The organism is Lysinibacillus sp. GW821-FHT14F06 (assembly GCF_058803665.1).
In genome coordinates this window covers 25,192-51,940 of record NZ_JBXAPF010000034.1, presented here as the reverse complement: position 1 = coordinate 51,940, position 26,749 = coordinate 25,192, and the positions used below count along the sequence as shown (strand labels likewise).

At 35.4% G+C, this 26,749-nt stretch carries 24 protein-coding genes and 1 pseudogene; 7 read left to right on the top strand and 18 right to left on the bottom strand.

Annotation, left to right across the window (positions count from 1 at the left end; translation table 11 throughout):
- Positions 1–114: 114 nt before the first annotated feature.
- From AC1RNS_RS22005 to AC1RNS_RS21985, 5 genes and pseudogenes are all read right to left on the bottom strand, one after another.
- Complete coding sequence (locus AC1RNS_RS22005) at positions 115–819, bottom strand: YjjG family noncanonical pyrimidine nucleotidase (protein ID WP_492995755.1); 705 nt, start codon at positions 817–819, stop codon at positions 115–117.
- 298 nt (positions 820–1,117) lie between these two features.
- Positions 1,118–1,651 carry a hypothetical protein gene (locus AC1RNS_RS22000; RefSeq protein WP_492995754.1) on the bottom strand — a complete coding sequence of 178 codons (534 nt, stop codon included), beginning with the start codon at positions 1,649–1,651 and terminating at the stop codon, positions 1,118–1,120.
- The gene (locus AC1RNS_RS21995) at positions 1,624–2,313 is read right to left on the bottom strand and encodes a recombinase family protein (RefSeq protein WP_492995758.1); all 690 of its coding nucleotides are present in this window, start codon (positions 2,311–2,313) and stop codon (positions 1,624–1,626) included. The genes AC1RNS_RS22000 and AC1RNS_RS21995 overlap by 28 nt, the downstream gene beginning before the upstream one ends.
- Positions 2,314–2,523 (bottom strand): annotated as a pseudogene (locus AC1RNS_RS21990) (recombinase family protein); the annotation flags it as partial.
- Entirely contained in the window at positions 2,517–2,717 is a 201-nt protein-coding gene (locus AC1RNS_RS21985; protein ID WP_492995753.1) for a hypothetical protein, read from the bottom strand. The pseudogene AC1RNS_RS21990 and the gene AC1RNS_RS21985, both read right to left, overlap by 7 nt.
- A gap of 182 nt (positions 2,718–2,899) precedes the next feature.
- On the opposite strand from AC1RNS_RS21985, the gene yfkAB reads away from it, so the two are divergent.
- Positions 2,900–4,081, top strand: coding sequence for a radical SAM/CxCxxxxC motif protein YfkAB (gene yfkAB, locus AC1RNS_RS21980; protein ID WP_492995751.1), 1,182 nt, complete (start codon positions 2,900–2,902; stop codon positions 4,079–4,081).
- 47 nt (positions 4,082–4,128) lie between these two features.
- Here the strand turns inward: yfkAB and AC1RNS_RS21975 are convergent, their stop codons facing one another.
- Both AC1RNS_RS21975 and AC1RNS_RS21970 read right to left on the bottom strand, forming a co-directional pair.
- Complete coding sequence (locus AC1RNS_RS21975; protein ID WP_492995749.1) at positions 4,129–5,121, bottom strand: LLM class flavin-dependent oxidoreductase; 993 nt, start codon at positions 5,119–5,121, stop codon at positions 4,129–4,131.
- A 75-nt stretch (positions 5,122–5,196) separates the two neighbouring features.
- Positions 5,197–5,622 carry a hypothetical protein gene (locus tag AC1RNS_RS21970; protein ID WP_492995748.1) on the bottom strand — a complete coding sequence of 142 codons (426 nt, stop codon included), beginning with the start codon at positions 5,620–5,622 and terminating at the stop codon, positions 5,197–5,199.
- Between the two features lie 459 nt (positions 5,623–6,081).
- Here AC1RNS_RS21970 and sigV point away from each other — a divergent pair, with 459 nt between their 5' ends.
- The 4 genes from sigV to AC1RNS_RS21950 all read left to right on the top strand — a co-directional run bounded on the left by sigV (position 6,082) and on the right by AC1RNS_RS21950 (position 10,257).
- Positions 6,082–6,600, top strand: a complete 519-nt coding sequence (gene sigV / locus AC1RNS_RS21965; RefSeq protein WP_492995746.1) for an RNA polymerase sigma factor SigV — start codon at positions 6,082–6,084, stop codon at positions 6,598–6,600.
- Entirely contained in the window at positions 6,593–7,483 is an 891-nt protein-coding gene (gene rsiV / locus AC1RNS_RS21960; protein ID WP_492995745.1) for an anti-sigma-V factor RsiV, read from the top strand. The genes sigV and rsiV overlap by 8 nt, the downstream gene beginning before the upstream one ends.
- A 171-nt stretch (positions 7,484–7,654) precedes the next feature.
- Positions 7,655–8,779, top strand: a complete 1,125-nt coding sequence (locus AC1RNS_RS21955; RefSeq protein ID WP_492995744.1) for an endospore germination permease — start codon at positions 7,655–7,657, stop codon at positions 8,777–8,779.
- Positions 8,779–10,257: a spore germination protein gene (locus AC1RNS_RS21950; RefSeq protein ID WP_492995743.1), complete on the top strand. Its 1,479-nt coding sequence runs from the start codon at positions 8,779–8,781 to the stop codon at positions 10,255–10,257. The genes AC1RNS_RS21955 and AC1RNS_RS21950 overlap by 1 nt, the downstream gene beginning before the upstream one ends.
- 88 nt (positions 10,258–10,345) lie before the next feature.
- Here AC1RNS_RS21950 and AC1RNS_RS21945 read toward each other — a convergent pair whose 3' ends face one another.
- Complete coding sequence (locus tag AC1RNS_RS21945; protein ID WP_492995741.1) at positions 10,346–12,106, bottom strand: ABC transporter ATP-binding protein; 1,761 nt, start codon at positions 12,104–12,106, stop codon at positions 10,346–10,348.
- A 420-nt stretch (positions 12,107–12,526) separates the two neighbouring features.
- Between AC1RNS_RS21945 and AC1RNS_RS21940 the strand changes: the two genes are divergently transcribed.
- Positions 12,527–13,288, top strand: a complete 762-nt coding sequence (locus AC1RNS_RS21940; RefSeq protein WP_492995740.1) for a TerC family protein — start codon at positions 12,527–12,529, stop codon at positions 13,286–13,288.
- A 362-nt stretch (positions 13,289–13,650) separates the two neighbouring features.
- A complete protein-coding gene (locus AC1RNS_RS21935; RefSeq protein ID WP_492995739.1) occupies positions 13,651–14,160 on the top strand; it encodes a ferritin in 510 nt (169 codons plus the stop codon).
- 125 nt (positions 14,161–14,285) lie between these two features.
- Here AC1RNS_RS21935 and AC1RNS_RS21930 read toward each other — a convergent pair whose 3' ends face one another.
- The 10 genes from AC1RNS_RS21930 to AC1RNS_RS21885 all read right to left on the bottom strand — a co-directional run bounded on the left by AC1RNS_RS21930 (position 14,286) and on the right by AC1RNS_RS21885 (position 26,619).
- On the bottom strand, positions 14,286–16,355 hold the full coding sequence (locus tag AC1RNS_RS21930; protein ID WP_492995738.1) for an ankyrin repeat domain-containing protein: 2,070 nt from the start codon (positions 16,353–16,355) through the stop codon (positions 14,286–14,288).
- 13 nt (positions 16,356–16,368) lie between these two features.
- Complete coding sequence (locus AC1RNS_RS21925) at positions 16,369–16,707, bottom strand: hypothetical protein (protein ID WP_492995737.1); 339 nt, start codon at positions 16,705–16,707, stop codon at positions 16,369–16,371.
- Between the two features lie 160 nt (positions 16,708–16,867).
- Positions 16,868–18,166 (bottom strand): DUF4179 domain-containing protein, encoded by a 1,299-nt coding sequence (locus AC1RNS_RS21920; protein ID WP_492995736.1) that lies wholly within the window; start codon positions 18,164–18,166, stop codon positions 16,868–16,870.
- Positions 18,167–18,640, bottom strand: coding sequence for a sigma-70 family RNA polymerase sigma factor (locus tag AC1RNS_RS21915; RefSeq protein WP_492995735.1), 474 nt, complete (start codon positions 18,638–18,640; stop codon positions 18,167–18,169). It lies immediately after the preceding gene.
- Positions 18,641–18,755: 115 nt separating this feature from the next.
- Positions 18,756–19,937, bottom strand: coding sequence for an iron-containing alcohol dehydrogenase (locus AC1RNS_RS21910; protein ID WP_492995734.1), 1,182 nt, complete (start codon positions 19,935–19,937; stop codon positions 18,756–18,758).
- Between the two features lie 17 nt (positions 19,938–19,954).
- Positions 19,955–20,800, bottom strand: a complete 846-nt coding sequence (ahlS, locus tag AC1RNS_RS21905; RefSeq protein ID WP_286923794.1) for an AhlS family quorum-quenching N-acyl homoserine lactonase — start codon at positions 20,798–20,800, stop codon at positions 19,955–19,957.
- 21 nt (positions 20,801–20,821) lie between these two features.
- The gene (locus tag AC1RNS_RS21900; protein ID WP_492995733.1) at positions 20,822–22,243 is read right to left on the bottom strand and encodes an aldehyde dehydrogenase family protein; all 1,422 of its coding nucleotides are present in this window, start codon (positions 22,241–22,243) and stop codon (positions 20,822–20,824) included.
- A gap of 100 nt (positions 22,244–22,343) precedes the next feature.
- Positions 22,344–23,339, bottom strand: coding sequence for a LacI family DNA-binding transcriptional regulator (locus AC1RNS_RS21895; RefSeq protein ID WP_492995732.1), 996 nt, complete (start codon positions 23,337–23,339; stop codon positions 22,344–22,346).
- A 105-nt stretch (positions 23,340–23,444) separates the two neighbouring features.
- The gene (locus tag AC1RNS_RS21890; protein ID WP_492995730.1) at positions 23,445–24,665 is read right to left on the bottom strand and encodes an RtcB family protein; all 1,221 of its coding nucleotides are present in this window, start codon (positions 24,663–24,665) and stop codon (positions 23,445–23,447) included.
- Positions 24,666–24,768: 103 nt separating this feature from the next.
- On the bottom strand, positions 24,769–26,619 hold the full coding sequence (locus AC1RNS_RS21885) for a dynamin family protein (RefSeq protein ID WP_492995729.1): 1,851 nt from the start codon (positions 26,617–26,619) through the stop codon (positions 24,769–24,771).
- Positions 26,620–26,749 lie beyond the last annotated feature (130 nt).

The following is a 26,749-nucleotide window of genomic DNA, read 5'->3' as shown; positions in this document are numbered from 1 at the left end:
GGCTAACCTCTACTTCTGTCTTCGGGGTTCGGGACTTACACCCTATAGTTCATGCACATGCCGGGCGCACACAAAAAACTACACTTCAATTTGCGAAGTGTAGTAAGCATGTTTCTATATAAGTGTTATTTTATTGTCTAATAGGACATGTAGCTCGTATAGCTTTTTAATTTCATAATGCGGTTGAATCGTACTTGTATTATCAATATGGCGTATATTAAACCAGCATGTATCAATGCCTGCTTGTAATCCGCCTTTTATATCAGATGTTAATGAATCGCCAATAATTAATGTTTTATCCTTTTGTAACCCATCAATACGTTCAAAAACGTAGTCAAAAAAGGCTGGCATTGGTTTCTGAAAGCCAGTTTGCTCTGATATAAAGATGCCTTTAAAAAATTGAGCTAGTTGTGCATCCTGTAATCGTTTATTTTGAGTACCTGTTTTACCATTAGATACAACATATAAATCATAGTCATTAGCTAGCTGCTGAATGACTTCATAGGCACCCTCTACATAATGGTGTGCCTCCTGCAAATATTTCTGAAAAATTGCTTCAAAATAGGTACCATCAACATCATAGCCGAATTCCTTTAATGCAATAGAAAATCGCGTATTATGTAGCGTATCTTTAGCCACTTCACCACGTTCAAAAGCACGCCACATAGATTCATTTATTTCTTTATAACGTGCAACCAATGTTGGGGTTGCTATGATGTTTTCCTGCTTAAATAAATGGTTAAGTGCTGCATTTTCAGCAACATCAAAATCTAATAAAGTGTCATCTACATCAAACAATAATGTTTCATACTTTGTCATGTTATTTCCTACTTTCTTTGGTGCTATATTACCATTTCGCTCTTACTATCATAACGTTTTTCTAAAAAAATAACAGCAAAATCGTTTTTCTTTATCCAATATTTGGTTTGATCAAGCAGATTATTCAATAAATGAAGGCGATAATTACCCTAAAAATAGCACTTTTGATAATTTCATATTTGAAAATAGCAACGAATATGAGACAATAGATTGCTAGAAAGGAAGATGTACGAATTATGACGACCCTACAAAAAGGTTACCATTTCAATAACAGTGACATAAAGAGTGAGCAAACCTCTCAGGTTAAATATTCTTGTTTTTTCGCTTCATCCTGTATTTTATTATTGTAAAGATCATCAGTCCCACTCTCACCGTGATATACAGGTATTATTACAAAGTCTGTTTCTCCACCATTATCAGTAAGCTCTTTCCAATAGTAGACCTTATCAATAATCTCATGTAACAGCTTGTTTGTCTTAGCTGGATTAGCTTTAATATCCATAGAAAGCAGATACTGTATCTTATTTTTTTGCTCCTGTAGCTTATCTACTTCTTCCTTAACGTCTGCTCCCTCCATACTCTTTAACTCCTGCTGTATAGCTTTCTGTTGCTCCTTTATTCTTTTTATCTCCGCAATAGCCTCTTCGGCCTCATAGATACCTGCTTTGTATCCATCTTGTACCCTTTTCTTTTCTTCATCTAGCTTGATATGCTGTATAGTTAGTTCCTGCTGTTTTTTCTCTACAACAGATATTACATCTATCTCACCTGATACTACAGCATTAATTCTATCATTTATGTCTTTTAGATTTTCTTTGAGCTTAGCAAACAAAGCCTCCTCAATCCTATTTGCCCTAACTCCATTGTTTTTACATCTAGTTTTACCTGACTCATTCCACTCAGTCCTAGCTCCTGCCCTTTACTTGAATAGCAATTTAATATATAAAGATCCCTACTGTCCTTATCTAGTTTGGCTCTACCTTTTCTGTTATTGTATTTCATACAAAAAGATAAGGTTTGCTTACACTCAAGACATATTAACAGTCTAGATAAAGTATATATTCCTCTCTGTGACTGCTGAGGTACTTTCCTTTTGACCTTTCTTATCTGCTGCGCTTTATCCCATGTATTCTCATCTACTAAAGCAGGATGAGCCTCCTCTACATGTATAACAGGCTCTCCCTCCATTTCATAATGTACAATACCTTTATAAGCTACATTAGATAATATTAGGGAGGTGGCTCTAGGAGTAAAGGCTTTACCTTTTCTAGACTTCTTACCTTTCAGAGTCAACTGCTCACATATCTCAGCTTGATTAAGTCCCTGATTAACATACATATCAAAGACGTCTTTAACAACTTGAGCCTCATTCTCTAAAGGTAATAAGTGCTTATCTGTATCCTTAGTATATCCATATGGAGCAATTCCAAAGTAAACTCCTTTGTTAATAGCCTGTATTCTACCTCTTTTGAGCTTTCTCTTAGTAATTTTCATTAGCCTAGTATCCATCTCACCCTGTAAACCTAAGAAGAAAGCATCACCATCATCTAATGGGTTATAGACTTTGTTGAGTGTATACAATAGTAAGCCATTGTTAGCTAATATCTTTATAAACTTTAGAAAATCAAAGTTATCCCTCACAATCCTATCTTGGTCTGTTACTAGGACCCCATCATATATACCTATCTGTAGCTCTATTAGCATAGCTTGTAATTGTGGCCTACCTTCCCAATCCTCTGAGCTACCCTGCTCAGCATATATATTTTTACATCTAGTTTATGTTGTTCTGCATAGTCCTCTAACAGCTCAATCTGTCTGTCAATCTCCATTCCTTTTGAGTCCTTGAGTCTTGACTTCCTGACATATCCTAGGACTTGATTTCTTTTCTCCTTTGCCATCTTTAAACTTCATCTCCTGATATGTTTATCTATGTAATATACCATTTATTACTTGCTCTTAAGTAGATGCAATATTTATTACATTCCATATTGCATTGTTTTTTACAACAGACGGATACATTGACATATGTTACTCCAATTACTCATAATAAAGAAGTATTTAATAGATAGGAGTAATTGAAATGAATGAACAGATTAATACCATCTCCAAAGTTACACCTCAAAATGATGCATGGGAGTCTTACCTCGACATAGAACAGCATGGACAGCTCACTCTTTCCAATATTGAATTTACCACTACAAACCTCTGTAACATGAGATGCTCCCACTGTGCTGTAGGTCATACCTTGTCACACAAAGATGCTAAAGGACTTCCAATAGAGCTACTACTACAAAGATTAGAGGAGATACCTCACTTACGCTCCATGAGTATTACTGGAGGAGAGCCTATGATGTCTCTCAAATCTGTAGAAAACTATGTACTGCCTTTATTGAAATATGCCCATAAGCGTGGAGTAAAAACTCAAATAAATTCTAATCTGACATTAGACTTAGAGAGATACAAACTCATAGCACCCTATTTAGATGTACTACACATATCTCATAACTGGGGAACTGTAGATGAGTTTATTGATGTAGGTTTTGGCATGATGAAAAGAAAACCTACTAGAGAACAAAGAGAAGCATTGTTTGATAACATGATTAAAAATGCTAAGGCTCTATCTGAAATGGGGGTATTGGTATCAGCTGAGACAATGCTGAACAAAAAAACATTACCTTACTTAGAGAAGATTCATAAGCAAGTCATTGAGGAAATGGGGTGTGCTAGGCATGAAATTCACCCTATGTATGATAGCGGATTCGCTGGTATGACTGAGTTCCCAAAGATGCAAGATTCAGATACATCCCCTTCTGATTTTGCCAGTGCCCTTACCTCTTTATCACTAGAGGAAACTCGTGATGCGATTCATCATCTGCTGGATGTTCGAGATGAAAACACATGGATGCTATTTGGTACCCTACCTTTCTATCCTTGTAGTATAAATGAAAAAGATCAACTGCTTTTGAAACAATTAAGAGAAGCAAAAAATGTTACGATGCGTAATGATCCAGATGGTCGCTCTCGCTTAAATATCAATATTTTCTCAGGTGATGTTATTGTCACAGACTTTGGCGATACACCAGCACTTGGCAATATTGTGAATGATGAGTTACCAGCTATTTTTGACAAATGGATGGCCACGGATTTAGCAAAGTCACTTAACTGTCATTGTCCAGCAGTCAAATGCTTAGGTCCAAACGTGCTTGTTAAAAATATGTATTATAAAGGAGCGGAGTTTGTTAGTGGCTCTGCTAAAATATAAAAAAATGTCCAATGCGGAAATCAACAAGCATTGGACATTTTATGTTTCTATAATAATTCTTTAGCAAGTAGCTTATAGCAATTCATGCGGCTTTCTTGTTCATATTGGTTGCAGTTCAGCATAACTTCGTCAAAGCCATAGTGCTCTTGCTCTGCTACTAAAAAGTCAGCGATTTCCTTAGGTGTTCCTACAAGATTAGCCTTGCAATTATTCGCAATTGACATTTTATCCATTTCGGTCAGCGGGAAATCCTTTGCCTCGTCGGGTGACATTCCTTGAATGATTTGCCCTTTCATCAAGTGCAACCGTGTAATATCAATAGGCTTAGCCAAATATTCTGCTTCCTCTAAGGTATCTGCAACAGTTGCAGCATAGGTAACGATAATTTGAGAATTTTCCATGTAATAGGAAGGAGTAAAGTAAGCTCTATAAGAATCGAAAATATCCTTTGACATATTGCCTGTAAAAAATTGAGCATATGAATAGCCCACACCAAGCTGTCCTGCCTGCATCGCACTTTGTCCGCTAGACCCCAGCAACCATGCCTCAGGTAACTGAATATCAACGGGAGCTGCTATAACCTGATCATAGACATATTCGCCCGTCTTTTGGTTATTCATCAATTTTAATATAATTTCAAACTTGTCATATTGCTCCGTAAAACGCTGTCTTCGCCCTTCTGCTAGTGCATAAATAGCGGCATGATCGCCACCAGGGGCTCTGCCAACACTAAAGTCAATTCGATTAGGTGCCAAGCCACTTAATGTTTTAAAGACCTCTGCTAGCTTATACGGTGAGTAGTGCATCATCATCACTCCACCAGTACCAATACGAAGTCGCTTCGTTTTCGCAGCTAAAAAAGCAGCTGTAACTTCTGGAGCAGAGCTTGCCAATGAGTTACTATTATGGTGTTCCGCTAGCCACATACGATGATAGCCAAGCGCTTCACCTAAAAATGCCAATTGTTCTGTACGTTGAAATGCCTCCTCAGCCGTGTGACCTTTCGGTATAGGCATTTGATCTAAAATACTTAACTTCATTGAAAACATCCTCTCTCTCTGTAGACTCCCCTTTCTACTGTAATATAGGATGCATTTTTTATAAAATAAAAAAGCTTATTGATAAGCAAGCTGCTTCATCTGCCAAGTCTTATAAACCATGCCAATCAAATTGTTTTTTTGCTCAACACTTAACACATCATCATTAAACTTCATCGCATGAGCAGAAAATGCCATGTTTTGTTCGTCTACAACAAATTGTAATATGGCATGTCCTTTTTTCCCTTGAAACGTAATATCACCTGATAATTCGACAACATGCTCCCCTGTTTTTGCCTCATAATATCGCCAATAAGGTTCAAAAAACGCATAATTAAATGCATTACGAACCGTTACATCTGAAAAATTGGACAAATATCCTTCTTTGACTACTTCAATATATTCATTGTCCGTTATATCCTTTTTGGCATTAAAAACATACCCCACTAATACACCCATAAACACTACACAAATAAACACTCTGAGATGATTTGTTAAACTCAAATGTCATCACGTCCCCTTTACGTAAAAAACATCATTATCTACATAATACACTAAAAACAATACTTAAAATAGAATATTTTTGTTTTTTGTAGAATTGCAATAGAATCATAATGCTTACATACTATTTCATTTTGTCGACGGATATTTACAGCTAACTTTCATTTAGCTACGATAAATCGCAATGAATGTAATTAAGCAAGGCAATTGTATGCCCTCCTTATGTTTATATACTTTGGACATTTAGATTATGACTATGGTGCTCTCTTTATATGTGGGATTTATGTAATAGTCCAGTTTATGAAGATTGAAGATTGCCTAATTTAGTATGTAGCTACATTGAAATGATAAAACTTATCTCATATTAGGGTAAGTTTTTAAATATCATCAACTTTTTTTGTCTCTCCATACGTCTAGTAGTTGTATACAATTTGAAAATGTTAAAAAGGAGCTTCTTTGGACATGAAAACAAGAAATGCATTTCAACATGAAGAGGTGTTTGTCCAATTCATTCGTGAACAAAAAGAGCGATTTTATTTGCTCGCGTATAGCTATACAAAAAATGAACAGGACGCACTAGATGTCGTACAGGACAGTATCCAAAAAGCTATGCTTTCGCTCCATCGCCTAGAAAATGTCGAGTATATGAAAAGCTGGTTTTATAAGATTGTCGTACGGACAGCCATAGATTTTTTACGTAAGCATAAACGTTTACAAGTGACAGACGATGATACAATGCAATATTTAACACCTGCTCAGGAGGACGTCTATGAAAATGTTGACTTAGAACATGCATTAGACGAGTTACCTCAAATGTATCGTGAAGTAGTCATTTTACACTATTTTGAAGATTTAAAGCTCGCTGATGTTGCCACTATCCTTAACATAAAGCTGAGTACAGCCAAATCGCGTCTTTATAAGGCGCTAAAGCTTCTGAAAATACAATTGCAAGATGTGAAGGGAGAAACAGCACATGGATGAAAAATTAAAAGACCTAGAAAAGCAATATAATAAAGTACCCATTCCAAAGGAGCTTGATTTTGTAGTTGAACGTGCATTACAACAAGGGAAAAAGAAGAGAAAAAAACGAGCGCCACAATGGTTACTTGGTTCAGCAGCGGCCGCTATGCTTTTTACAGCAGGGTTAAATGTCAGTCCTGCAATGGCACGTACACTTTCTGAAATCCCTGTAGTTGGTAGTGTTGTGAAGGTTTTAACATGGACGGAATATGAAGTAGCTGAGGACACATACGATGCGAACATTAAGGTGCCCTCTATTGAAAACCTTGAAAATCAAAAGCTTGCTAATACTTTAAACGAAAAATACCGTGCAGAAGGTAAAGCCCTCTACGATAACTTTATCACCGAGGTCGGAGATTTGAAGGCAAATGGAGGAGGCCATTTAGGAGTAGACAGCGGCTATGACATTAAAACTGATAATGACCAAATCCTATCAATTGGACGTTATATCGTAAATACAGTCGGATCGTCTTCTACAGTTATGCACTATGATACGATTGATAAAGAAAATGAAATTTTAATTACACTTCCAATGCTCTTTAAAGACGATCATTATATTCAAACTATAAGTGATAATATTAAGGAACAAATGCAGGAACAAATTGCTGCCTCCAACCAAGAGAAAGTATATTGGGTAAAAGGTGCAGGTCTCTCTGATGAGGAGCTTATGGAAGAGTTTAAAACAATTAACGCTGAGCAACAATTCTATATTTCAGATAAAGGGAAGCTTGTAATTTCCTTCGATAAATACGAAGTTGCTCCTGGTTATATGGGCGTTGTTGAATTCGAAATCCCAACCAATGTGTTAAAAAATGATCTTGTAAGTATGCAATATATTCACTAAACAAAAAAATTCAAGATGCGAGGAATTTGATGTATATACGTCAAGTTCCTCGCTTTTTCAATAGCTTGCACCATTCAACAATTCTCCTTTTGAGAGAATGTCAACGTACTTATAAACCGCTCACTTTTTGTCAAAACTAATTGGTATCAATTAACGATAGAGGGTTTTCATATGAAAGGTGTAGGATCAATCAGTATTTTACATGTTATTTTCTTATCTATGACTGTTATTGGCTTAAAAAACCATGTGACAATTATTCCACCGCTGCTTGACGTTGCCAAAAGAGATGGGTGGGTATCCGTGATAATAGGAGCAGTGATTATATTCTTCTGGCTATTTTTGTTAGTTTATATTCAATCGAAGTCAAAACAAGAGCCCATTAGAGATTGGTTAGATGGAACTATTGGAAAAACTGGCTCAACAATTGTTATTTATAGTATCGCTATATATTTGATTATTTTAGCAGCTTTTACGATGGTTGAAACGCTGCAATGGGTGAACACTACATTTTTACCGCAAACTCCAGTCATCATTTTGTTGTTTATTTATACGATTCTTTGTATTTTACTTGTCACAACAAGTCTACAAACAATCGTTATTTTAAATGTTTTTGTATTGTTTGGGGTAGTTGTCTTTGGTTTTTTTGTAGCATTTACGAATATACAGGTGAAGGAATACCATTTATTACTTCCCCTTTTTGAGCATGGCTTTTCACCTGTTCTAAAGGGAATGATTTATCCTACTTCAGGATTTATTGAGTTATTGATGTTGTTATTTCTACAGCATCAATATAAAGAACGCATCCGCTGGTATCATTTTGGCATCATGCTTTTCATTTTAATGGGGCTTACTTTAGGACCTCTTATTGGCGCAATTACAGAATTCGGCCCGGTGGAAGCTGCTAAACAAAGATACCCTGCTTATGAGGAATGGGGCTTAGTTTCCATCGGTCGCTATATAGAGCATTTAGACTTTTTCTCAATCTATCAATGGCTTACTGGAACATTTATAAGAGTGAGTTTCCTCTTATATGTAGTGGCTGATTTATTAAAAATGACTAGCGATCCAAAGCAAATATGGAAAATGCTTGCTCCACCATTTTTCTTTATTTGTTTACCATTAATTATTTTGAATGAAAACATATTTTTAAAGGTGAAAGGGAACTATATATTAACAGCTACTGTTATTTTCTTTTTTGCAATCTCTGTTCTTCTCGTCCTAGCAGCATTCTTTTCAGATAAATCCTCAAAAAAGGGGAAGTCTGACAAACAAGAAATGGAAAGTGGTGAATCATAATGCCTCAGCAGGAGAAGGCTATAGACCTGAGCACCTTAAAAAAATTATTTCAAAAATCTGCAGATATTCAGTTTCAAGAATATACATTTAATCAGCAGAAAGTACATTTCGTTACCTGTGATTCGATGATTGACCAGCAGCTACTGAATGAAGTCATTATAAAGCGCGTTCAGTATCTCTTTGACCATTTAACAGATGCTCCGCTGGAAGATAATATTGAAAAGGAACTCCATGTTCCTACACTGCAAAAAGTTAAGGGCAAAGAGGAGGCCATTACATTTGTCTATACAGGGTTTCTTCTGCTTTATTTTGAGGAAGAGGAATTGTTATATGCAAGTAATATTGCGAAAAAGCCTAATCGAAATCCTGAGGAAACGAGAATGGAGGTTCTTGTAAAGGGACCCCGAGATAATTTTATTGAGGATATACGTGTCAACATAGCTCTTTTGCGAAAACGATTACCGACTAATTCTTTTTGTGTCGAAAAAGTAGAGCTAGGAAAACGCTCAAAAACGACTGTTGCCATTCTTTATTTTGATGATATTGTCGATATGGATATTTTACATGGCATTAAGAAGCAATTGGCATCTGTTGATACAGATATAGTGTTCAGTGGGGATTTATTAATGGAACGTATTAATAAAAACTCTAAGCTTTTCCCAAAATTCGATTATACTGGACGTCCTGATTATGCCATACAAGCATTAATCAGGGGGCGTTTTCTTATATTCGTTGATGGTGTAGCATATGCTGTTATCACACCTGTGAATTTATTCCTATTATTAAAATCAGCTGAAGATAATGAATACCCTATTATCTTTAGTTCTGTTGAACGTTTATTAAGGATATCCGGTATTTTAATTGGCTTATTGTTACCAGCATTTTGGTTAGCCCTGACAACCTACCATCAAAACCAGCTACCATTGCAGCTTTTAGCAACAGTTGTCCAAGCGAAAACAGGGCTCCCGCTCCCCTCTTCACTAGAAATGCTACTGATGCTACTAATGTTCGAATTATTCCGTGAAGCTGGTTTACGGCTTCCCTCTGTTATTGGAGGAACGATAAGTGTTGTAGGTGGTTTAATTATTGGGGATGCAGCCATTCGTGCTGGTGTAACAAGTCCAGAAATGATCGTGATCATTGCCATCTCTACAATTGCTTCATTTACATTAGTGAACCAATCTCTAGTCACAACAATTAGCTTATTACGCATTGTTTTTATTCTCGCAAGTGGCTTTTTAGGTTTATTTGGATTTTTCGTCTCTCTATACGCGACACTTTTGTACTTATGTAACATTCGAATCTATGGTTATTCTTACATGAATCTTGCCACAGATTTAAATTGGTCTACCATTAAAAAATCCATCTTCCGACTTTCACCAAAAGGCTATACAGAACGGAATAAAGCATTGGCTCCACAAGATTACACACGAACTTCTTTGAATAAGCAAAAGAAAAAAAAGAAAAGTTTCCAGTAGTTTACGTATGCCTTTTCGTGAAAAATGGATAAAAACAAATAAATCTCCCCTAGTTTATTTACTAATAAGGGGAGATTTTATTTTTTATTTATGTGTTTACTTCCACATATTGTTGTATAGATAATTCACCTTGGCCTTTACGAAATTGAATATGGTGTAACTTAGCAAATATTCCATTTTGCGCAACTAGCTCATCGTAAGTACCATCCTCTTCGATGCCATTTGGTGTAACAACAAGAACACGATCAGCATTGCGGATAGTTGCTAATCGATGGGCAATCACAAGGGTTGTTCGATTTTCAGCAAGCTCTGTTAATGATTGCTGGATAATCATTTCTGTTTCCGTATCTAAGGCAGAGGTTGCTTCATCTAAAATTAGAATTGGTGGGTTTTTAAGGAACATTCGTGCAATGGCAATTCGTTGCTTTTGGCCACCAGAAAGCTTCATACCCCGCTCCCCAATCTGTGTTTCATATCCATCTGGCAACTCTGCTATAAAATTCTCTAAATGTGCTTTTCTAGCTGCCTCTTGAATTTCTTCCTCATTAGCTCCTAATTTTCCATAGGCAATATTTTCACGAATCGTTCCAGTGAATAAGAAAACATCCTGCTGAACAATCCCAATTTGTGAACGAAGTGAAGATTGTGTCATATTTCGTATATCTACACCATCAATTGTAATAGCTCCACTGCTTACATCATAAAATCTCGGAATTAAGGAACAAATTGTTGTTTTACCTGCACCTGATGGACCAACAAAGGCAATCGTTTGTCCAGCCTGTATATCAAATGAAATATCTGATAACACAGTTTTTGAAGTATCATAATTAAAATGAACATTATTAAATGAAATATCTCCATAAAGGTGCGTAACGTTTTTCGCTCCATCACGATCTTGAATTTCAGGGTCTTGCTCAATTAACTCACGGAAACGTTTAAAACCTGCCATTCCCTTCGGATACAGCTCTAATAATGCGCTAATTTTATCAATAGGCTTAATAAGAACATTTGTATATAAAACAAAGCTTACTAGTTCTCCATAAGAAAGCTTCCCATTAAAGCTTAGCCATGCCCCAACAACCAGTACAATTAAGGTTAATAAGCGTGTCATCATATAAATACTAGAGTGAGTCCCTGCCATAATTTTATAGGCATACAATTTGGCAGCGCGGAAAAAGCCATTTTGCTCTTGAAATCGTTCAATTTCAAAGGCTTCATTTGTAAAGGACTTAACAACACGTACACCAGATACGCTATCCTCTACACGCCCATTGACATCAGCGATTTTTCCATACATGGTTTTCCATGCGTTATTCATTTTTACATTACTAAATGTTACTAGCCATGTTAAAAATGGCACCATAATCGCTGCAATTAACGCCAGTGTTGGATTAACATTAAACATAATAGCAAAGGCACCAACAAACGTCATTATTGCAATAAATAAATCCTCTGGCCCATGATGTGCAAACTCCCCAATATCAAATAAATCATTTGTGATACGACTCATGATATGACCTGTTTTTGTATTATCAAAAAATCGAAATGATTGTCGTTGAACATGTGTAAAGAGCTCTTTCCGCATATCTGTTTCAATGTTAATGCCTAGTTTATGCCCTAAATAATTGACGATAAAGTTAAGAACTGTGCTCAAAGCATAAACAAGCAGTAATAATACACTAATTTTGACAATCATGCCCCAGTCACCCGTAGGTAAAAGCTCATCGATAAACCATTGTACTGCTAATGGAAATGCAAGTTCTAGAATTGCTACAATAATTGCACTCGAAAAATCGATGACAAACAGTCGTTTATGTGGTTTGTAATATGAAAAAAACTTTTTATACATAAGTTCCCCTCTCTAGCTGCTAAATTTTTTCACTTATCTCCAATAGTACCACTTGTTGAAACCATTCCAAAAGTATTTTTTCGCCATATTTTCATATTTCTATTTGCATTTATTTTTTAAAGTGTTATAATTCATATATAAAGAATTGAATAGCTTTTGACATTATTGTCAAAGGGGAGTAGCTAGCAGATGTGAGTAATCCATCTGATTTCACATTCGTCATTACATGGTTATTGACCATCGGGTGTGAAGGCATATCTTAAATGATAAGATATTTTTTCTGTATACATACAGTTAATCGCTTAGCAAGACCTTTGCCTATTTTTTAGGCATAGGTCTTTTTCTTTTGCCTAAAATAGGGGAAGACTAAGTTAAAAGCAGTTATTCACTTCTATTAAAAGATTAAAGGAGGAAACAAATTTGGAGGCAATTTTATTAGAATACGCATGGGTACTCGTTGTATTAATTGTACTAGAGGGTTTATTAGCTGCTGATAACGCTGTCGTGATGGCTGTGATGGTCAAACATTTACCAAAGGCTCAGCAACAAAAAGCATTATTATATGGTTTAGTGGGTGCATTTATTTTCCGCTTTGCCGCCCTATTCCTTATCACAACACTCGTTAATTTCTGGCAAATTCAAGCTATAGGTGCTGCCTATTTATTATTCATGTCTATCAAGCATATTTATGATTCTCGGAAAGCCTCAGAAAATCCAGAAGAAATTGAGGAGCCTAAAAAGAAATCTGGCTTCTGGATGACAGTAGTGAAAGTAGAGTTAGCTGACATCGCCTTTGCAGTAGATTCAATTTTAGCAGCAGTTGCTATTGCAGTAACGTTACCACATATCGGTGATTTTGATATTGGCGGGATTAATGCAGGTCAATTTGCAGTCATGTTCCTGGGAGGAATTATCGGTGTTATTATGATGCGATTTGCAGCACGTTGGTTTGTACGTGTGCTCGATAAATTCCCATCTCTTGAAACAGCTGCCTTCCTAATTGTTGGATGGGTTGGTGTAAAGTTAGCAGTATTAACATTAGCTCACGAAAAACTAGGTGTAATTCCACACGAATTCCCTCACTCCACTTTATGGAAAGTGACTTTCTGGATTGTGTTAGTAGGTATCGCCCTTGGTGGTTATTTAGTGGGTGTCAAAAATCAAAAGAAAAATACAAATTAATATACTTTGAAAAAATTGCCTAGAAATATTCGAGGGCACTGAAAAACTAAAAAAATTCACTTTTTTATATTAGAATTTTGTCTTTTGTTGGATTTGAAAACTTAAAAAAGTCGATTTGCATCACAATTTTTGTGGCAAATCGACTTTTTCAGTGCCCTCGAAATATTCTGGGCGATTTTTTATATCCATTATATACAGCATCAGTATTTCAAAATGAATTTGATTAAAAATGCTAATTGAGAACTAATATCAATTAAGTTTTGTAGGATTTACTGCGAAAAATTAAATTTTTGTATGTCTGCCTCTCTTCGCTGTATACTAGAAGAGAGCAGAAGGTATTTACTGCAAAGGGAGGAACTTTTATGTTATCTGAAAAACTACACACAGCACTAAATGATCAAATGAATTTTGAATTTTACTCAGCACATGCCTATATGGCGATGGCTGCCTACTGTACAGATCAAGATTATGATGGCTTTGCTAATTTCTTTTTAGTACAGGCGGAGGAAGAACGCTTCCATGCTATGAAATTTTATAATTTCCTAAGTGATATGGGCTACCGTGCAACTATCCAAGGCTTTGATAGTCCAGGTAACCATTTCAAATCGATTTTAGATGCCTTCAAAACTGCGCTTTCTCATGAAAAAGAAGTGACACGTCGTATTTACAATTTGTCAGACATCGCTTTAGATGAACGTGAGCATGCGACAATGGCATTCTTAAAATGGTTTATTGATGAGCAGGTAGAGGAAGAATCAACTTTCGATACACTAATCCGTAAAATTGAACGTATTGAAAATGACTCCAATGCTATCTTTATGCTAGATGCCGAATTAGCTACACGAACATTTACGCCTGATACTGAGGCATAGAATTATATTTATACTATTTCAATGAAGATTTAACTTGGATGGTGCAAAAAAAGCTACTAAGTTTTTGATGGAAACTTAGTAGCTTACTTTTTTGCTGAATTAATACGGATAAAATTTTTTTAGTTTTAATAAAAATTTCCATCTGCATAGCCAAGAAACCCTACTTCTTCGTTCGGTTTTAAAAGCAATAGTTGTTCAGTACCCTTTAGGTAAAATAAGGGCGCATCAAAATTGCTATACGGTTTTCCTAAATCTTTATACCATTTTTCATTCTGTTGTTTAGAATAAAAATCAAACGAAATAGAATCAATCGTATCGCTTATACCTATATAAGAACAATAATGCGTCTCTATATCTTTTCCTGTGCTATCTTTCAAGTAATAAATATTACAGTCTGTCTCACCATCTCCAGTTATGTATTGTTTCCTCTTAACTGGGTTTCCTAACTTATTAACTACATCTTTTCTCGAGGAACCTAAAGCAATCCCATTTACTAAAAATTCATTTTTTTGTTTATCGATCTTAATGATAAATTTACCCCGTTCAAATAATTCCACCAATGATTGGTTATGCTTTTCAGCAATCTCCACTGCTGACTCCCCATTACTATTTACACTATCTAGATTTACCTTATTTTTAAGTAGCACCTCAACAGTATTTTTATCTCCATTTAATATTGCTAAATATAAAGGTGTTTGACCTTGCTTATTTAGTCCATTTAGATCTGTTCCCTTTTTGATTAGCTCAGACAAGAAAGTCAGATTATCTATTTTATGAGTAAGTAAGATATGGATAGCATTATTTCCATTTTCATCAACCCCATTGAGGTTCAGTCCTTTATCTATAAATATTTGAACAATATCCTTATTTTGAGTAAGAATAGCCGTTTCATATGTATTTTGACCCGCTGCATTCTTTCTATTAAAATCAAGGTCTAGGTTCAATAATTCCTTTATTAAATCTATATTGTTGAATTGATGTAATAGGGCTACTTGCACTATATTATTTCCCTCATTGTCCACTTCCTGTAGATTTACTCTAATTTCATGAACAAGATAGTCAATCATATCTTTGTTCCCTATTTTTATCGCATAATATAGCACTGTGTGCCCTTGCTCATTTTTTGCGTTCATATCAACCCCAAATTGATGAAGCTCTTTTAGTATTTTATATTGTTTATTTATGACCGCAATATGTGCAAGAGTATCTTTTTCTTTACCAACCTTTATACTTCCTATTTCTTTATTCATTAATGACATAGCTATTTTTTTATTTGGTAATTTTATAGCTTCACTTACTGAATTTTCACCGTCTTTATTTGTAAAAGTAACATTTGCACCATTTTTAAGTAAAAATTCTATATTCTTTATATCCTCCATTTTAACGGCCTCAATTAAAGAGTTATGCTTATCTTTTAATAAAAGATAATTATCCCACGAAAATGTAAACTTGGTGATAAAACCATAGACCGCAATACTGATAAGCAATAAAAGGCTTATAAAGATTGAGCAATATTTAGCAACTTTCTTTACCTTTTTCTTATATATTTTATGTTGACGTTCTTTTTCTACTAGTTCTTCCTGTTTATTATCTTCTATCTGTTTTTCATATAATGTCATATTTTCATTTATTGCTTCATCATTCCTATACATTGAAAGAACACGCTCTTTTTCTCTCTTACATCGTTTACATGTTTTCGTATCCTCCAAGTTAAGACGTCCACATACACATAACCATTTATCATTTACTATTTGTGAATAGTATTTTGCATCATTTCCTTCATGTGCTTTTACATAAGATAAATGCTTGGGGTGATTAATTTCTTTTAGTTCTACATTCTCTAGTTCAGTTTCCTTTTTAGTCCATGTAGTTTCATCACTAAATAGGACTTTATGAATGACGATATTCATTTTCCTTGTATGGTGAAAACTATCTAATGGAATTTTTTCATCGTTATCAAAAATCTGGTTGGGCTTTATTGATTTCGTTAACTGCTGTGTATATTCAAAGCTATTTGATTCCATCCCTACTGGCTCACCAAATTGATCATAACAATAGACGGTAGCATTAAAACCTTTTATACTTTTTTCTGAAATATTATTAAATTTAAATGAACAATAAACTTTGCCTGTTTTTTTACTTCTATATAGCTGATATTCAAGCAATTCAACTGGACAATTTATATCAACTAACATCCTATTCCTCCTATTAATTCAACAATTCGAATTCTTCCTCTTGAGGCTTATTAGTAACTTTTGAACTTATTTCTTGAAGTAATGAAATTATTTTTGCTATTGCTAGAAAGAATATTCCTGTTAACACAATTGATATTGCTGATACCAAAGTTGTTGTAAGATGAGAGGTATAGCTATCTTTAAATATATAATATCTTTCTTCTATAAGGTTGTTATCATAATGTTCATTCGCCGCTTTTTCCCAGTACTTCATATCCTCTCTTTCTTCCTTTAAACTTGATAGTTGAGATAAACTAAAAATTAAAGCTGAAACAAATAAAATTATACTTGTTATCTGTAGTACCCGTTTCATTAGCACATCCTCCACATATTGAAAAATAAATAATATTATATACTAATTACCCATTATTTACTATATACTTCAGAATATCTTTTGAATGATACTTTCGATTTAAAAAGAGAAACGCTCAAAAATGAACGTTTCTCTTTTTCTAAAATTTAGGTATTACGCTCTATTTCAAGGGAATATCCACTGTTTGAGTTCCCTGTAAATAGAGTTCATCTGTTATAAAATAAAGTCGAACTGGATTAGTAACTCCATTTAGGTCCAATATTTCAATTTGTTCAGACTGACTGTCATTATTACTAGTAATAACTTTACTTTTTGCATCTATTATAATATCATTTGCATCTTTTACAATATCATTAAATCCCTGTATATAACTTGAAGTTGGTATATTTAGTGTCACCATTGGATTCTCTACTTTTACTTGTAAACCTGGAATAGAAGGCTTAGATAACACCTTGTTCTGATTAAAATCTACTTCAATATAATCCTGTTCTTTTCGTATTACTAGTACTTTGCCAATAGATAAAGTTAGCTTCTCAGGTTCTCTAAAGTAATTACTTTGCATAAAGTATGTTGTTTCTCCAGCAGCTGAACCTGTAGCTACTAAACCTCTTCGGATTGAAGACCATTCCTCCCCTTTTTCATCCAAAAGACGAATATCATCAAAATCATAAATACTTTTATCATTATTGGGGTCAAGTGTGATTGTAACACCAGTGCGAATTGGTGAAATCGAGACTGACTTAACTGTAATATTTTGTCCTTCGAAGCTCATTTTCTTATTCAATTCATAGGTTTTAGTTTGCGCAATTTCCTTTTTAAGTGAAAATAGAAACGTAAATTCAGATTGTTTTTCATCTGCAAATTGTATATATAATTCAAATTGGGCATTTTCATAATTTATTGGTTCAAAGAATGTAACAATCAAATTATCTTCAATTTCAAAAGTTTCCTCCTCACGATATCGGTAAAAATCTACTTCAGCATTTAGTACTTCACCGTTTAAACGAAGCTCTATTTTCTCAGTTTCTAAATTTCGTAGATCCATGGGTGCCGAAAATTTATAAGGTAAAATCATCCCAGTTTCATCAGCAATTATTCCTTGAAGTGTAAACGATAAGCCATTTTGAGTTTGAGATAGCCCCAAGTCCTCATAATATTGATTGTCAAGAATATCAGCAACACCTTTATCATACGTAATCATTTGAACAAGTGGTGAAAGACCTGGAATATTACTGACGACACTAGCAAAAGCTGGAGATATACGGATACATCCTACAAAAATTAAAAGAATTGCACAGGTTAGAGCCATGCCTTTCCATATTTGTAGACGTTTCGGTTTTTCTTGTTGATAGCGACGGACACTTTCCATATGTGCCTTAGCTAGTCGATCATGTGGAACATGAATTTGTTCCAATTCCTGGATAAATGTATCATAGTCATACTTCTCTTCCTTTTTCACCTACAACTCCCCTTTCTCTTGAAAATAAAGTTTTAGCTTTTTCAATGCCGAATGCAATCGAGATTTCACAGTACCTTCTGGTATATTTTGAAGGACAGCAATATCTTGATTTTTATAGTCATGAAAATATTTTAGAAAAATTAGCTCCTGTTGCTCTTTGGGTAGTTTGGTAATGATATCCGTCATTTCAAAGCGGTCGTGGTTATGTACGTTTTCTCCAATTTCTATATCTTCCTGTAAATGAAATCTCATACTTTTATTACGCATATCATGACAAACATTCAGTAAAATTCGTACAAGCCACGTTCCAAAATAAGCTGTTTCTTTTAAAGTATGTTTCTTTTTTAAGCTTCGGTAAGTAGCTTCTTGCACAGCTTCAATAGCATCATGCTCATTTTTTAAATAGGCAAAGGCCATTCGATACATGGTCTCTTCATATTGTTTAAGTAAATATAAAAAAGCTTTTTCATCCATCTTTCTCACTCCTTTCTATTTATTAGACAGTTGAGATGACTATATCGTTCATTCTAAATTTAGATTTCTTCATAAAAAAGAGAAACGTCAAAAATCAACGTTTCTCTTATCTTCATTATGATCTATGAGGCTCGCGAACTTCTCCATCAAATGCAGCACGATAAATCGTATAGATATCTTCTCGTTCTAGTAGCATCGGACTTCGTGCTAATATTCTTGTTTGTTTTGTTGCATCGTCCGTTAATTGCTCTAAGGCCTCTTCTGGTATATTAAACCCTTTTAATGTAGAAGGAATATTAACATCTTGAACGAGTTGTTGTAATGCATCCACGCATTTATAAGAAGCTTCTTCTTGTGATAAATAGGCAGATGAGATACCCATTGCATCTAAAATATCTTTCATACGTTTTTCACAGCTTTGACGAATATACCCCATGACATATGGTAAAAGCACTGCGTTGGAATCGCCATGAGCTATATGAAATTGACCGCCCAATGGATAGGCTAGAGCATGGACACCTGCTACTCCAGCATTGAAAAAGGCCAAGCCAGCTAAATAACTACCATAGCTCATATCTGAACGAGCCTGCTTATTTTGTCCGTCCTGCACAGCCGTGCGAATCGAGCCACTGATTAAGCGAATTGCCTGTAATGCAAGGGCATCAGTTACTTCATTTGCATTGATTGAAACATATGCCTCAATTGCATGTGTTAAGGCATCTACGCCTGTTGCAGCTGTTATTTTTGGTGGTAATGAAATCGTTAACTCTGGGTCTACGATAGCAATATCCGCCAATAAGTAGTCATGTGCCACAACGTCTTTTGTTGTTTCAAGCGACAGCACAGAAATATTTGTCACTTCTGAGCCTGTTCCAGATGTAGTTGGTATTAAAATTTTAGGTAATCCCTTTTGTTCAAGTGTTTTTGTGCCTGTTAAATTTAAGTAATCAGCCACTTTACCATCATGTACTGCTAAAACAGCAGCGAGCTTGGCTAAATCTAGAGCACTTCCGCCACCTAAACCGATGACTAGATCAAAGTGATGTTTTCTAGTAAAGTCAACTAGCTTTTCTCCAATAGCAAGTGGTGGCTCTGGGGCAATATCTGTATAAATCGTAGTCGCATATCCTTTTGAAAGCAAGGGTTGTTCGATTTTATCTGTTAACCCTAACTCCTTTAAAAATGGATCTGTGACAATTAAAATATTGGTAGCTTTAAATCTTTCTACTTCAGGTAGAAGCTGATGTAAACATCCCCAGCCTGTATAACTTACAGGAGTAAAGGTTAATTTATGCATAAATAATCTACTCCAATCTATTCATAGTGACCTTCCGTCGATTTTCTAAATGATTTAAACTGGACAGGATCATGACCAAACCAAACCTGTGAATTCGTTTCATTAGCAAGTCTGCGAATTCGTTCAACTGTAGAATTATAGCCAACCGAATCATAAATAATTCCTGGTGGCTTCACAGGTGGACCAAAGCTTTCCGCTGTGTAAATGGCATCTGAAGCTAAAATAATACCACCCGTTTCAGGCATATTAATATGAAGGCCAAGCATGCCCCAAGCATGGCCACTGCCAAAATTCAATACTTGAATCCCTTCCGCAAGCTTCACGTTGTCCTCACCGCGTTTAATGAGGCGCCATTGTAGATTATTTTTAATCCACATATCAATGTCACCCCAAATATAGGCACCTTCTTTTACATTTCTTGCATAGGTTTGGAGTGTTCCATTGAATTCATCTTCCTGTACAATAATCGTCGCATTTGTAAACAGCTCTAAGCAGCCTGCATGATCTAAATGTAAATGAGAGGCAACAACATATTTAATATCCTCAGGACGCACATTCAACTCTTCTAATCGATGATGTAAATAACATTCTTCTGGCATGTTAATAGGAAATGCTTTCTGTGTAAATTCTCCCCAACGCCCCTCAGGTCCCATTGAGTTTGGATTACATGCTGTATCAAATAATATTTTCCCTTCTGGATGATCGATTAAAACTGTATAAACGGGAAATTCTACAAATTCATTTGGCTGGTTTGGATGATCAATCGTTGCTGGGTTATGCATGGCAATCATATAGTTTTTATCCATTCGCATCGTACCATTATCCATTACATACAATTTTGGGTGTTGTTTGATAATCTTCATTTCTTCCATCTCCATTCGTGATTATTGGTTATTCCAAATAACAAGCTTCATTTCTGTCATTTCCTCTATTGCATATTTTATGCCCTCACGACCTGTGCCACTTTCTTTTACACCACCATATGGCATATGATCTACACGATAAGTTGGCACATCATTGATAAGGACACCCCCTACCTGTAATGCCTTTGAAGCCTTAAAAGCAGTCTCTATCGATGGTGTAAAAATACCTGCCTGTAAGCCATAATGAGAATCGTTAACAGCTTCTATTGCCTCCTCTATAGTAGACACTGAATTCACGATCACAACTGGTGCAAAAATTTCTTCACATGACACTTTGCTATGTGATGAAACGTTGGATAACACCGTTGGCAGTAGAACATTATTATCAATATGACCACCAGCTATTATTTTTGCCCCTTCTGCAACCGCTTCTTTAATCCATTGAAGGGCCCGTTGTTGTTCCGTTTCTGAAATCATCATTGCTATATCCGTTGTTTGGTCAAGAGGATCACCAATAATAAGCTGTTCTACTTTTGCACTTAGCTTTTCTAAAAACGCATTTAGAATACTTTCCATTACATATATCCGCTGAAGTGAGATGCATACCTGACCTTGATTTGAAAATGCTCCCATAACAATTCGGTCCATAATCTTATCAAGTTGAACCCCTTCGTCAACAATTACCCCTGCATTAGAGCCTAGTTCTAATGTGACCTTTTTTAAACCAGCGCGATTTCTTAGTGAAATACCTACAGCAGGGCTTCCCGTAAACGTTATCATTTTCACATTAGGATGTGCTAAAAATACATCCCCTATTAATTTCCCTTGGCCAGTCACTAGATTAAAAGCGCCTGCTGGTAATTTAGTTTGTGCCAATAATTTTGCTAGAAAATGAGCTGATAAAGCCGTTTGAGTAGCTGGCTTTAACACAATCGTATTGCCCGCAGCTAATGCCGGTCCTACTTTATGAGCTACTAAATTTTGTGGAAAATTAAAGGGTGTAATAGCTGCAATAACGCCTATTGGTTCTCGAATCGTATAGGCAAAGCGCCCTTCCCCATTTTTAGAAGCGTCCATCGGAATCATTTCGCCAGATAATCGTTTTGCTTCCTCTGCTGCAAATTTATAGGTTTCAATCGTGCGATCAATTTCAGCATAGGCATACTTTAATGGTTTTGCTGATTCTTGTGAAATAATACTAGCTGCTTCCTCGCGATTTTCCAAAAACAATCTGGATAGATGCTCTAAAATTTCTGCTCGTTGGAACGCAGTTAAGGCTGCCATTTCAGAGGCTGCTGCTTGTGCACTTTCAATGGCATACTGTACATTCTGTTCAGTTGCCATCGCAAACTGTGCAATTACCTCTTTTGAATAGGGGGCTTGAACCTCCATAAATTCATCTGTCATTTGCCATTGTCCATTCATCCATAAGCCCCTTTTCAAGACTTAATCACTCCTTTCTTTTAATGGTTACGTATTCATTTCAGAATATAAAGAAATGAATACGTAACCATTTTGGTGTAAAAAAACAAACTGACGTATATCAGTTTATTTTCTTACACGTTGTATTTCTTGGGAAAAGTTTAACAGATTCAGTTTGCTGGATGCAAGTACTTTTTTTCTCCATAACCTCAAATAATTTTTCAATTGCCATAAATCCAAGGTTTTTTTCTGATTCTAAACCTACCGTTGTTAAGGCAATAGAATGATGTTTACTAAGCTCAACATTATCTATACCTATTACGTTAAAATCCTCTGGCACCCTATAGCCCTGCGCTAAACATAAATTTAATATTTCAATCGCTATAGCATCCGTCGCAGCACAAATAGCTGTTGGACACTTCGAAAGCTGTACAATCTCTTCAAACACACGTTCAATATCAGTTTTATTGGTATTTGTAAAAAAAGACGGCACTGCTTTTGCATCGATTCCGTAATCCTCTAGGGCCTTTTTAAAGCCCTTATATCTTCCATAAAAGGTACTCATTTCATGAGGACCGCCAATCCAGCAAATATCACGATGAGCTAAAGATAATATATGATTTGTAGCGATATATCCTGCGTCTACATTATCGATCTCTACAAAATGTCTATTTTCTTGATGCTTGCGATTAAACATGATAAACGGTATGCCTAATTTTTCTAGCTTAAAAAATAAAGGATCTGTATACAGCATTGACGATAAAATAATCGCATCAGCCTTCGTTTCTAAAACAGAATTATAAATCGTGTCTAAGTTATCCTCTGTTCCAAAATAAACATGCACTTTATAGCCTTGAGCATTAACATAGTTAACAATTGCTGTTGTTGTATCAACAAAAAAAGGATTGTGTAAAGGGCCCGAAATCAATGTGATTGTCCCTGTTTTTTGCTGAACAAGCGATCTTGCTATATCATTCGGAATGTAATTTAATTCCTCGATCGCCTTCATCACCTTTTCAATTGTTTTCTGCTTGACTAGCTCAGGCGTATTTAATACTCTAGACACAGTTGTTTGAGAAACACCCGCATACTTTGCCACATCTTTTGAAGATACCAAAAAACCACCCATTTCATCTTTGTAAGCCTATTTTATACCATTACAGAGATAATGTTAATAGACAGTCATAGATGTATAATGAGTGATTTAACATCTTGGAAGGTTTTATTTTTTTCGATCATAAGGCATTGCTGCTTCACTCGCTTTAAAATTATAAACAGGTTTAATTACTTTGATGATATCTACCGTTTCTTCAATGGCTGATGTGATCTCTATCATTGGCTTATAGGCCATTGGAGCCTCATCTAATGTTTCTTCATTAACAGATGTTGTCCATATACCTTGCATTGTTTCTTTAAAATCATTCATATTTAATGTCGCCTTGGCAGCTCTTCTTGAGTACATTCTCCCTGCCCCATGCGGCGCTGAGAAATTCCAATCTTCATTTCCTTTTCCCACACAAATCAGCGATCCATCTCTCATATTCATTGGAATGACTAACTTTTCTCCTTTATTGGCACGAACTGCTCCTTTTCGCAATGTCATAGTATCTGTATCAATATAGTTATGAATAGTATCGAAGGTTTCATTAAAATTCCAGCCCATATGCTGAGCAATTGTTTCAGCAATGATCCAACGATTCATTCGAGCATATTGCTGCGCGATTTTCATATCTTGCATATAATCATGGAAATACTCGCCCTCTAAATATGCTAAGTCTTTGGAAATTAAAGGGTTTTGTTCTTTAAAGGCCTTTATCATTGCTTGAATTTCTTGTTGACGCCCCTGTGATTTAAGCTCCTCAATCTTTACTGTTAAATCTTCTCGACGCAAGGTTTCGTAGGCTCTCTTTTGGTGCCAGCTAGCAACTTTGGCCCCAACATATCGGGAGCCGGTATGAATTAATAAATAATGTACATCGTTTTCGTCTTTTGCCAATTCGATGAAATGATTTCCTCCACCAAGTGTGCCTAAGGATAGATTGGTATACTCATCCTTTATGCCACTCGCCCTAAATTGATTTCCTTCAAATTCTACAAATTGGCGTTTAGGTGAAACTTCAGAATGAATGTCCTGCCCACTAGGTACAAAATCTCGGATAATTTCATCCAGCTTGGCAAAATCAATTGCTGATTTATTCAATTCCGCTACAAAAACACCACAACCGACATCAACACCGACAAGATTTGGAACTACACGATCTTGTAGCTGAATCGTTGTGCCAATCACACACCCCTTTCCTGCATGATAATCAGGCATAATCCGTATTTTTGTGCCTGCCATAAATGCCTGATCTGTTAATTCCTGAATTTGATCAATGGCTGATGGCAGTGCCGTTTTAGCATAAATTTTTGCTTCTGTAAAACGTCCGTTAACAGTAATCATAAAAATCCCTCCTTCCTAACTATACGTAAAAATACCATCATTTGTTTCAAATGAATAAAAGTTCTAAAAGTATTGTCAACTTTTAGAACTTTTTTTCTAGCATCTACTCTTCATAATGAATATCTAATTTTTTCGGTATGTCTGGAATATCATTTGATTTCACATCTGTTTCTACTAAGCTTAATGTATAAATTGGATATTTGTCTTGAACATCAAAAGGAATTGCAATGCTTTCCATCTTATTATTCATCTGACTACGTGCAAGAATACCATTATAGGATAAATCAATGCTCATAATACTATGGATCGTTTCTTTTAGCATTTCAAGATCTTTTGCTTTAAGTGGCATTTGTCCGTTTAATAAAAACGGCTGAATGTTTTCCTTAATATAGCCCTGTGCTTCGATTAAACAAGAAAATTCATTTAATTTATTGGCATATAATTTTAATTGACGTTTTTCTTTTGAACGTTGTAGATTGAGCTCTTGCACCTTTTGCTCAATGCGGAGCAAACGCTTTTTCGTTAAATCCATTAGATAGCTTTGGATAGGTTGAATAGCTTGAAGCATGATTGCCTCAGCTTCCTGTACCTGCTTAAACTGTTCAATACAAATAGCCTGCTGCTCATTTAGCTTATTTACACGTTCCTTGAAAAATTCATTTTGTGTATGCTGACCAAAAATTGCTTTCATTAATCCTTTTCCATGAATTTTTTTATGCTGTGCATCCAATCGATCATATTCACGCTTATATTCGCTATACATATTACGATATTCTCTTAACACTTGCTGATAATGTATGGCCTTTTCTGTAAAGCCTTCTACAATATTGTCCTGCAAATAATCATGTTGAGAAATGGTTTGTAAAAGCTGATATAATGTCTGAACATTTTTAAATACATTGGCGACATCTTCATATTCTTGTTCATATTCCGTGACAATCGTTAAATCGCGTTGATAGCGAGAAAACTCATATTGAGTATCACCTGCATATTTTTCAATGTTCTCAACAGCAGATTGGAATGGATCACGTTGAGGTATCACAGTTAGCTCAAATCGGAATCGTTCTAACCATTGCAAAAAGCGAATTAAAATAGCATACGTTTTTTTATCGCTATTTTTCGCAACTCGATGAATTTGTGTAATTAAATGCTCATATCGGCTCTTATGCCATAGCTCGTCATTATTAGTTTGTTTAGCCTTCAGCGCATTTGTAGCCGAGATAGGGATAAATTCACTGACTAAATGACCAATTCGTTCCCTCTCTGAATGAATAAACCCCTCCGTTTCATCATTCGAATCAATACCATTAATCACACAAAGTGGTTCAACACCTTTATTTTTTAATGTTTCCATTAATAATATTTCCGCATCAATGGCCATAGATCCTGAGCGTAATACCCAAAAAATTTCATCCACTCGGTTAATCAATGTTTCAGAGAAGTAGGCTCTTTCCCCACCACCAGCTTCCAACGACACTGAATCAATAATTGTTACTGACTTTAATAAATCATTTTTTAGATATACCTCCAAGTAATCTAAATGTTCCCGTAATATTTCCGACGCGAAAGTATCACCAGTTGTCAGTAATTCCAGCTTACTCATATCAAAAATTGCCACAACACCATCTAAAAAATAGGCCCTTATTTCTTCATGCTCGCCATATCGCAAAAATGTATTTACTCCAGTTGGATGTTGCTCACTCACAGGTAAAACGTGACGTCCTAAAAGCCCGTTCACAAGTGTGGTTTTTCCAACACGCTCTTTCCCCACAATTAGAATCATCGTTTGATTATTAGCATCCTGTATAATTCGATTAAGATGCTTAGCAGTGTCTTTTACATATGTATTCTGTACGATGATGCCATGTAATTGTCGTAAACGATCAACAAGCTGTGGTAAAATATTATTCGCTGAGGCTGTATTTTTGATTGGCAGTTTGTCAATGTTTGTCATCCTCAAAACCTCTTTTCGTATGTATCTATAAATCCATTATAAATGATACGAATCCTATTCTAATACATAGTACTAAGAAATATTGACAAAAAAGGACAAAATACTCACCTGCAGTCGTCATAATTAGTAA

Excerpts from the sequence above, each read along its gene's own strand:
- yfkAB (WP_492995751.1), top strand. The coding sequence starts at position 2,900 with ATGAATGAACAGATTAATACCATCTCCAAAGTTACACCTCAAAATGAT.
- AC1RNS_RS21925 (WP_492995737.1), bottom strand. The coding sequence starts at position 16,707 with ATGAAACGGGTACTACAGATAACAAGTATAATTTTATTTGTTTCAGCT.
- AC1RNS_RS21885 (WP_492995729.1), bottom strand. The coding sequence starts at position 26,619 with ATGACAAACATTGACAAACTGCCAATCAAAAATACAGCCTCAGCGAAT.
- AC1RNS_RS21915 (WP_492995735.1), bottom strand. The coding sequence starts at position 18,640 with ATGGATGAAAAAGCTTTTTTATATTTACTTAAACAATATGAAGAGACC.
- AC1RNS_RS21950 (WP_492995743.1), top strand. The coding sequence starts at position 8,779 with ATGCCTCAGCAGGAGAAGGCTATAGACCTGAGCACCTTAAAAAAATTA.
- AC1RNS_RS21935 (WP_492995739.1), top strand. The coding sequence starts at position 13,651 with ATGTTATCTGAAAAACTACACACAGCACTAAATGATCAAATGAATTTT.
- AC1RNS_RS21995 (WP_492995758.1), bottom strand. The coding sequence starts at position 2,313 with ATGAAAATTACTAAGAGAAAGCTCAAAAGAGGTAGAATACAGGCTATT.
- AC1RNS_RS21955 (WP_492995744.1), top strand. The coding sequence starts at position 7,655 with ATGAAAGGTGTAGGATCAATCAGTATTTTACATGTTATTTTCTTATCT.
- AC1RNS_RS21910 (WP_492995734.1), bottom strand. The coding sequence starts at position 19,937 with ATGCATAAATTAACCTTTACTCCTGTAAGTTATACAGGCTGGGGATGT.
- AC1RNS_RS21930 (WP_492995738.1), bottom strand. The coding sequence starts at position 16,355 with ATGTTAGTTGATATAAATTGTCCAGTTGAATTGCTTGAATATCAGCTA.
- AC1RNS_RS21985 (WP_492995753.1), bottom strand. The coding sequence starts at position 2,717 with ATGGCAAAGGAGAAAAGAAATCAAGTCCTAGGATATGTCAGGAAGTCA.
- AC1RNS_RS21975 (WP_492995749.1), bottom strand. The coding sequence starts at position 5,121 with ATGAAGTTAAGTATTTTAGATCAAATGCCTATACCGAAAGGTCACACG.
- ahlS (WP_286923794.1), bottom strand. The coding sequence starts at position 20,800 with ATGAAGATTATCAAACAACACCCAAAATTGTATGTAATGGATAATGGT.
- sigV (WP_492995746.1), top strand. The coding sequence starts at position 6,082 with ATGAAAACAAGAAATGCATTTCAACATGAAGAGGTGTTTGTCCAATTC.
- rsiV (WP_492995745.1), top strand. The coding sequence starts at position 6,593 with ATGGATGAAAAATTAAAAGACCTAGAAAAGCAATATAATAAAGTACCC.
- AC1RNS_RS22005 (WP_492995755.1), bottom strand. The coding sequence starts at position 819 with ATGACAAAGTATGAAACATTATTGTTTGATGTAGATGACACTTTATTA.
- AC1RNS_RS21945 (WP_492995741.1), bottom strand. The coding sequence starts at position 12,106 with ATGTATAAAAAGTTTTTTTCATATTACAAACCACATAAACGACTGTTT.
- AC1RNS_RS21890 (WP_492995730.1), bottom strand. The coding sequence starts at position 24,665 with ATGATTACTGTTAACGGACGTTTTACAGAAGCAAAAATTTATGCTAAA.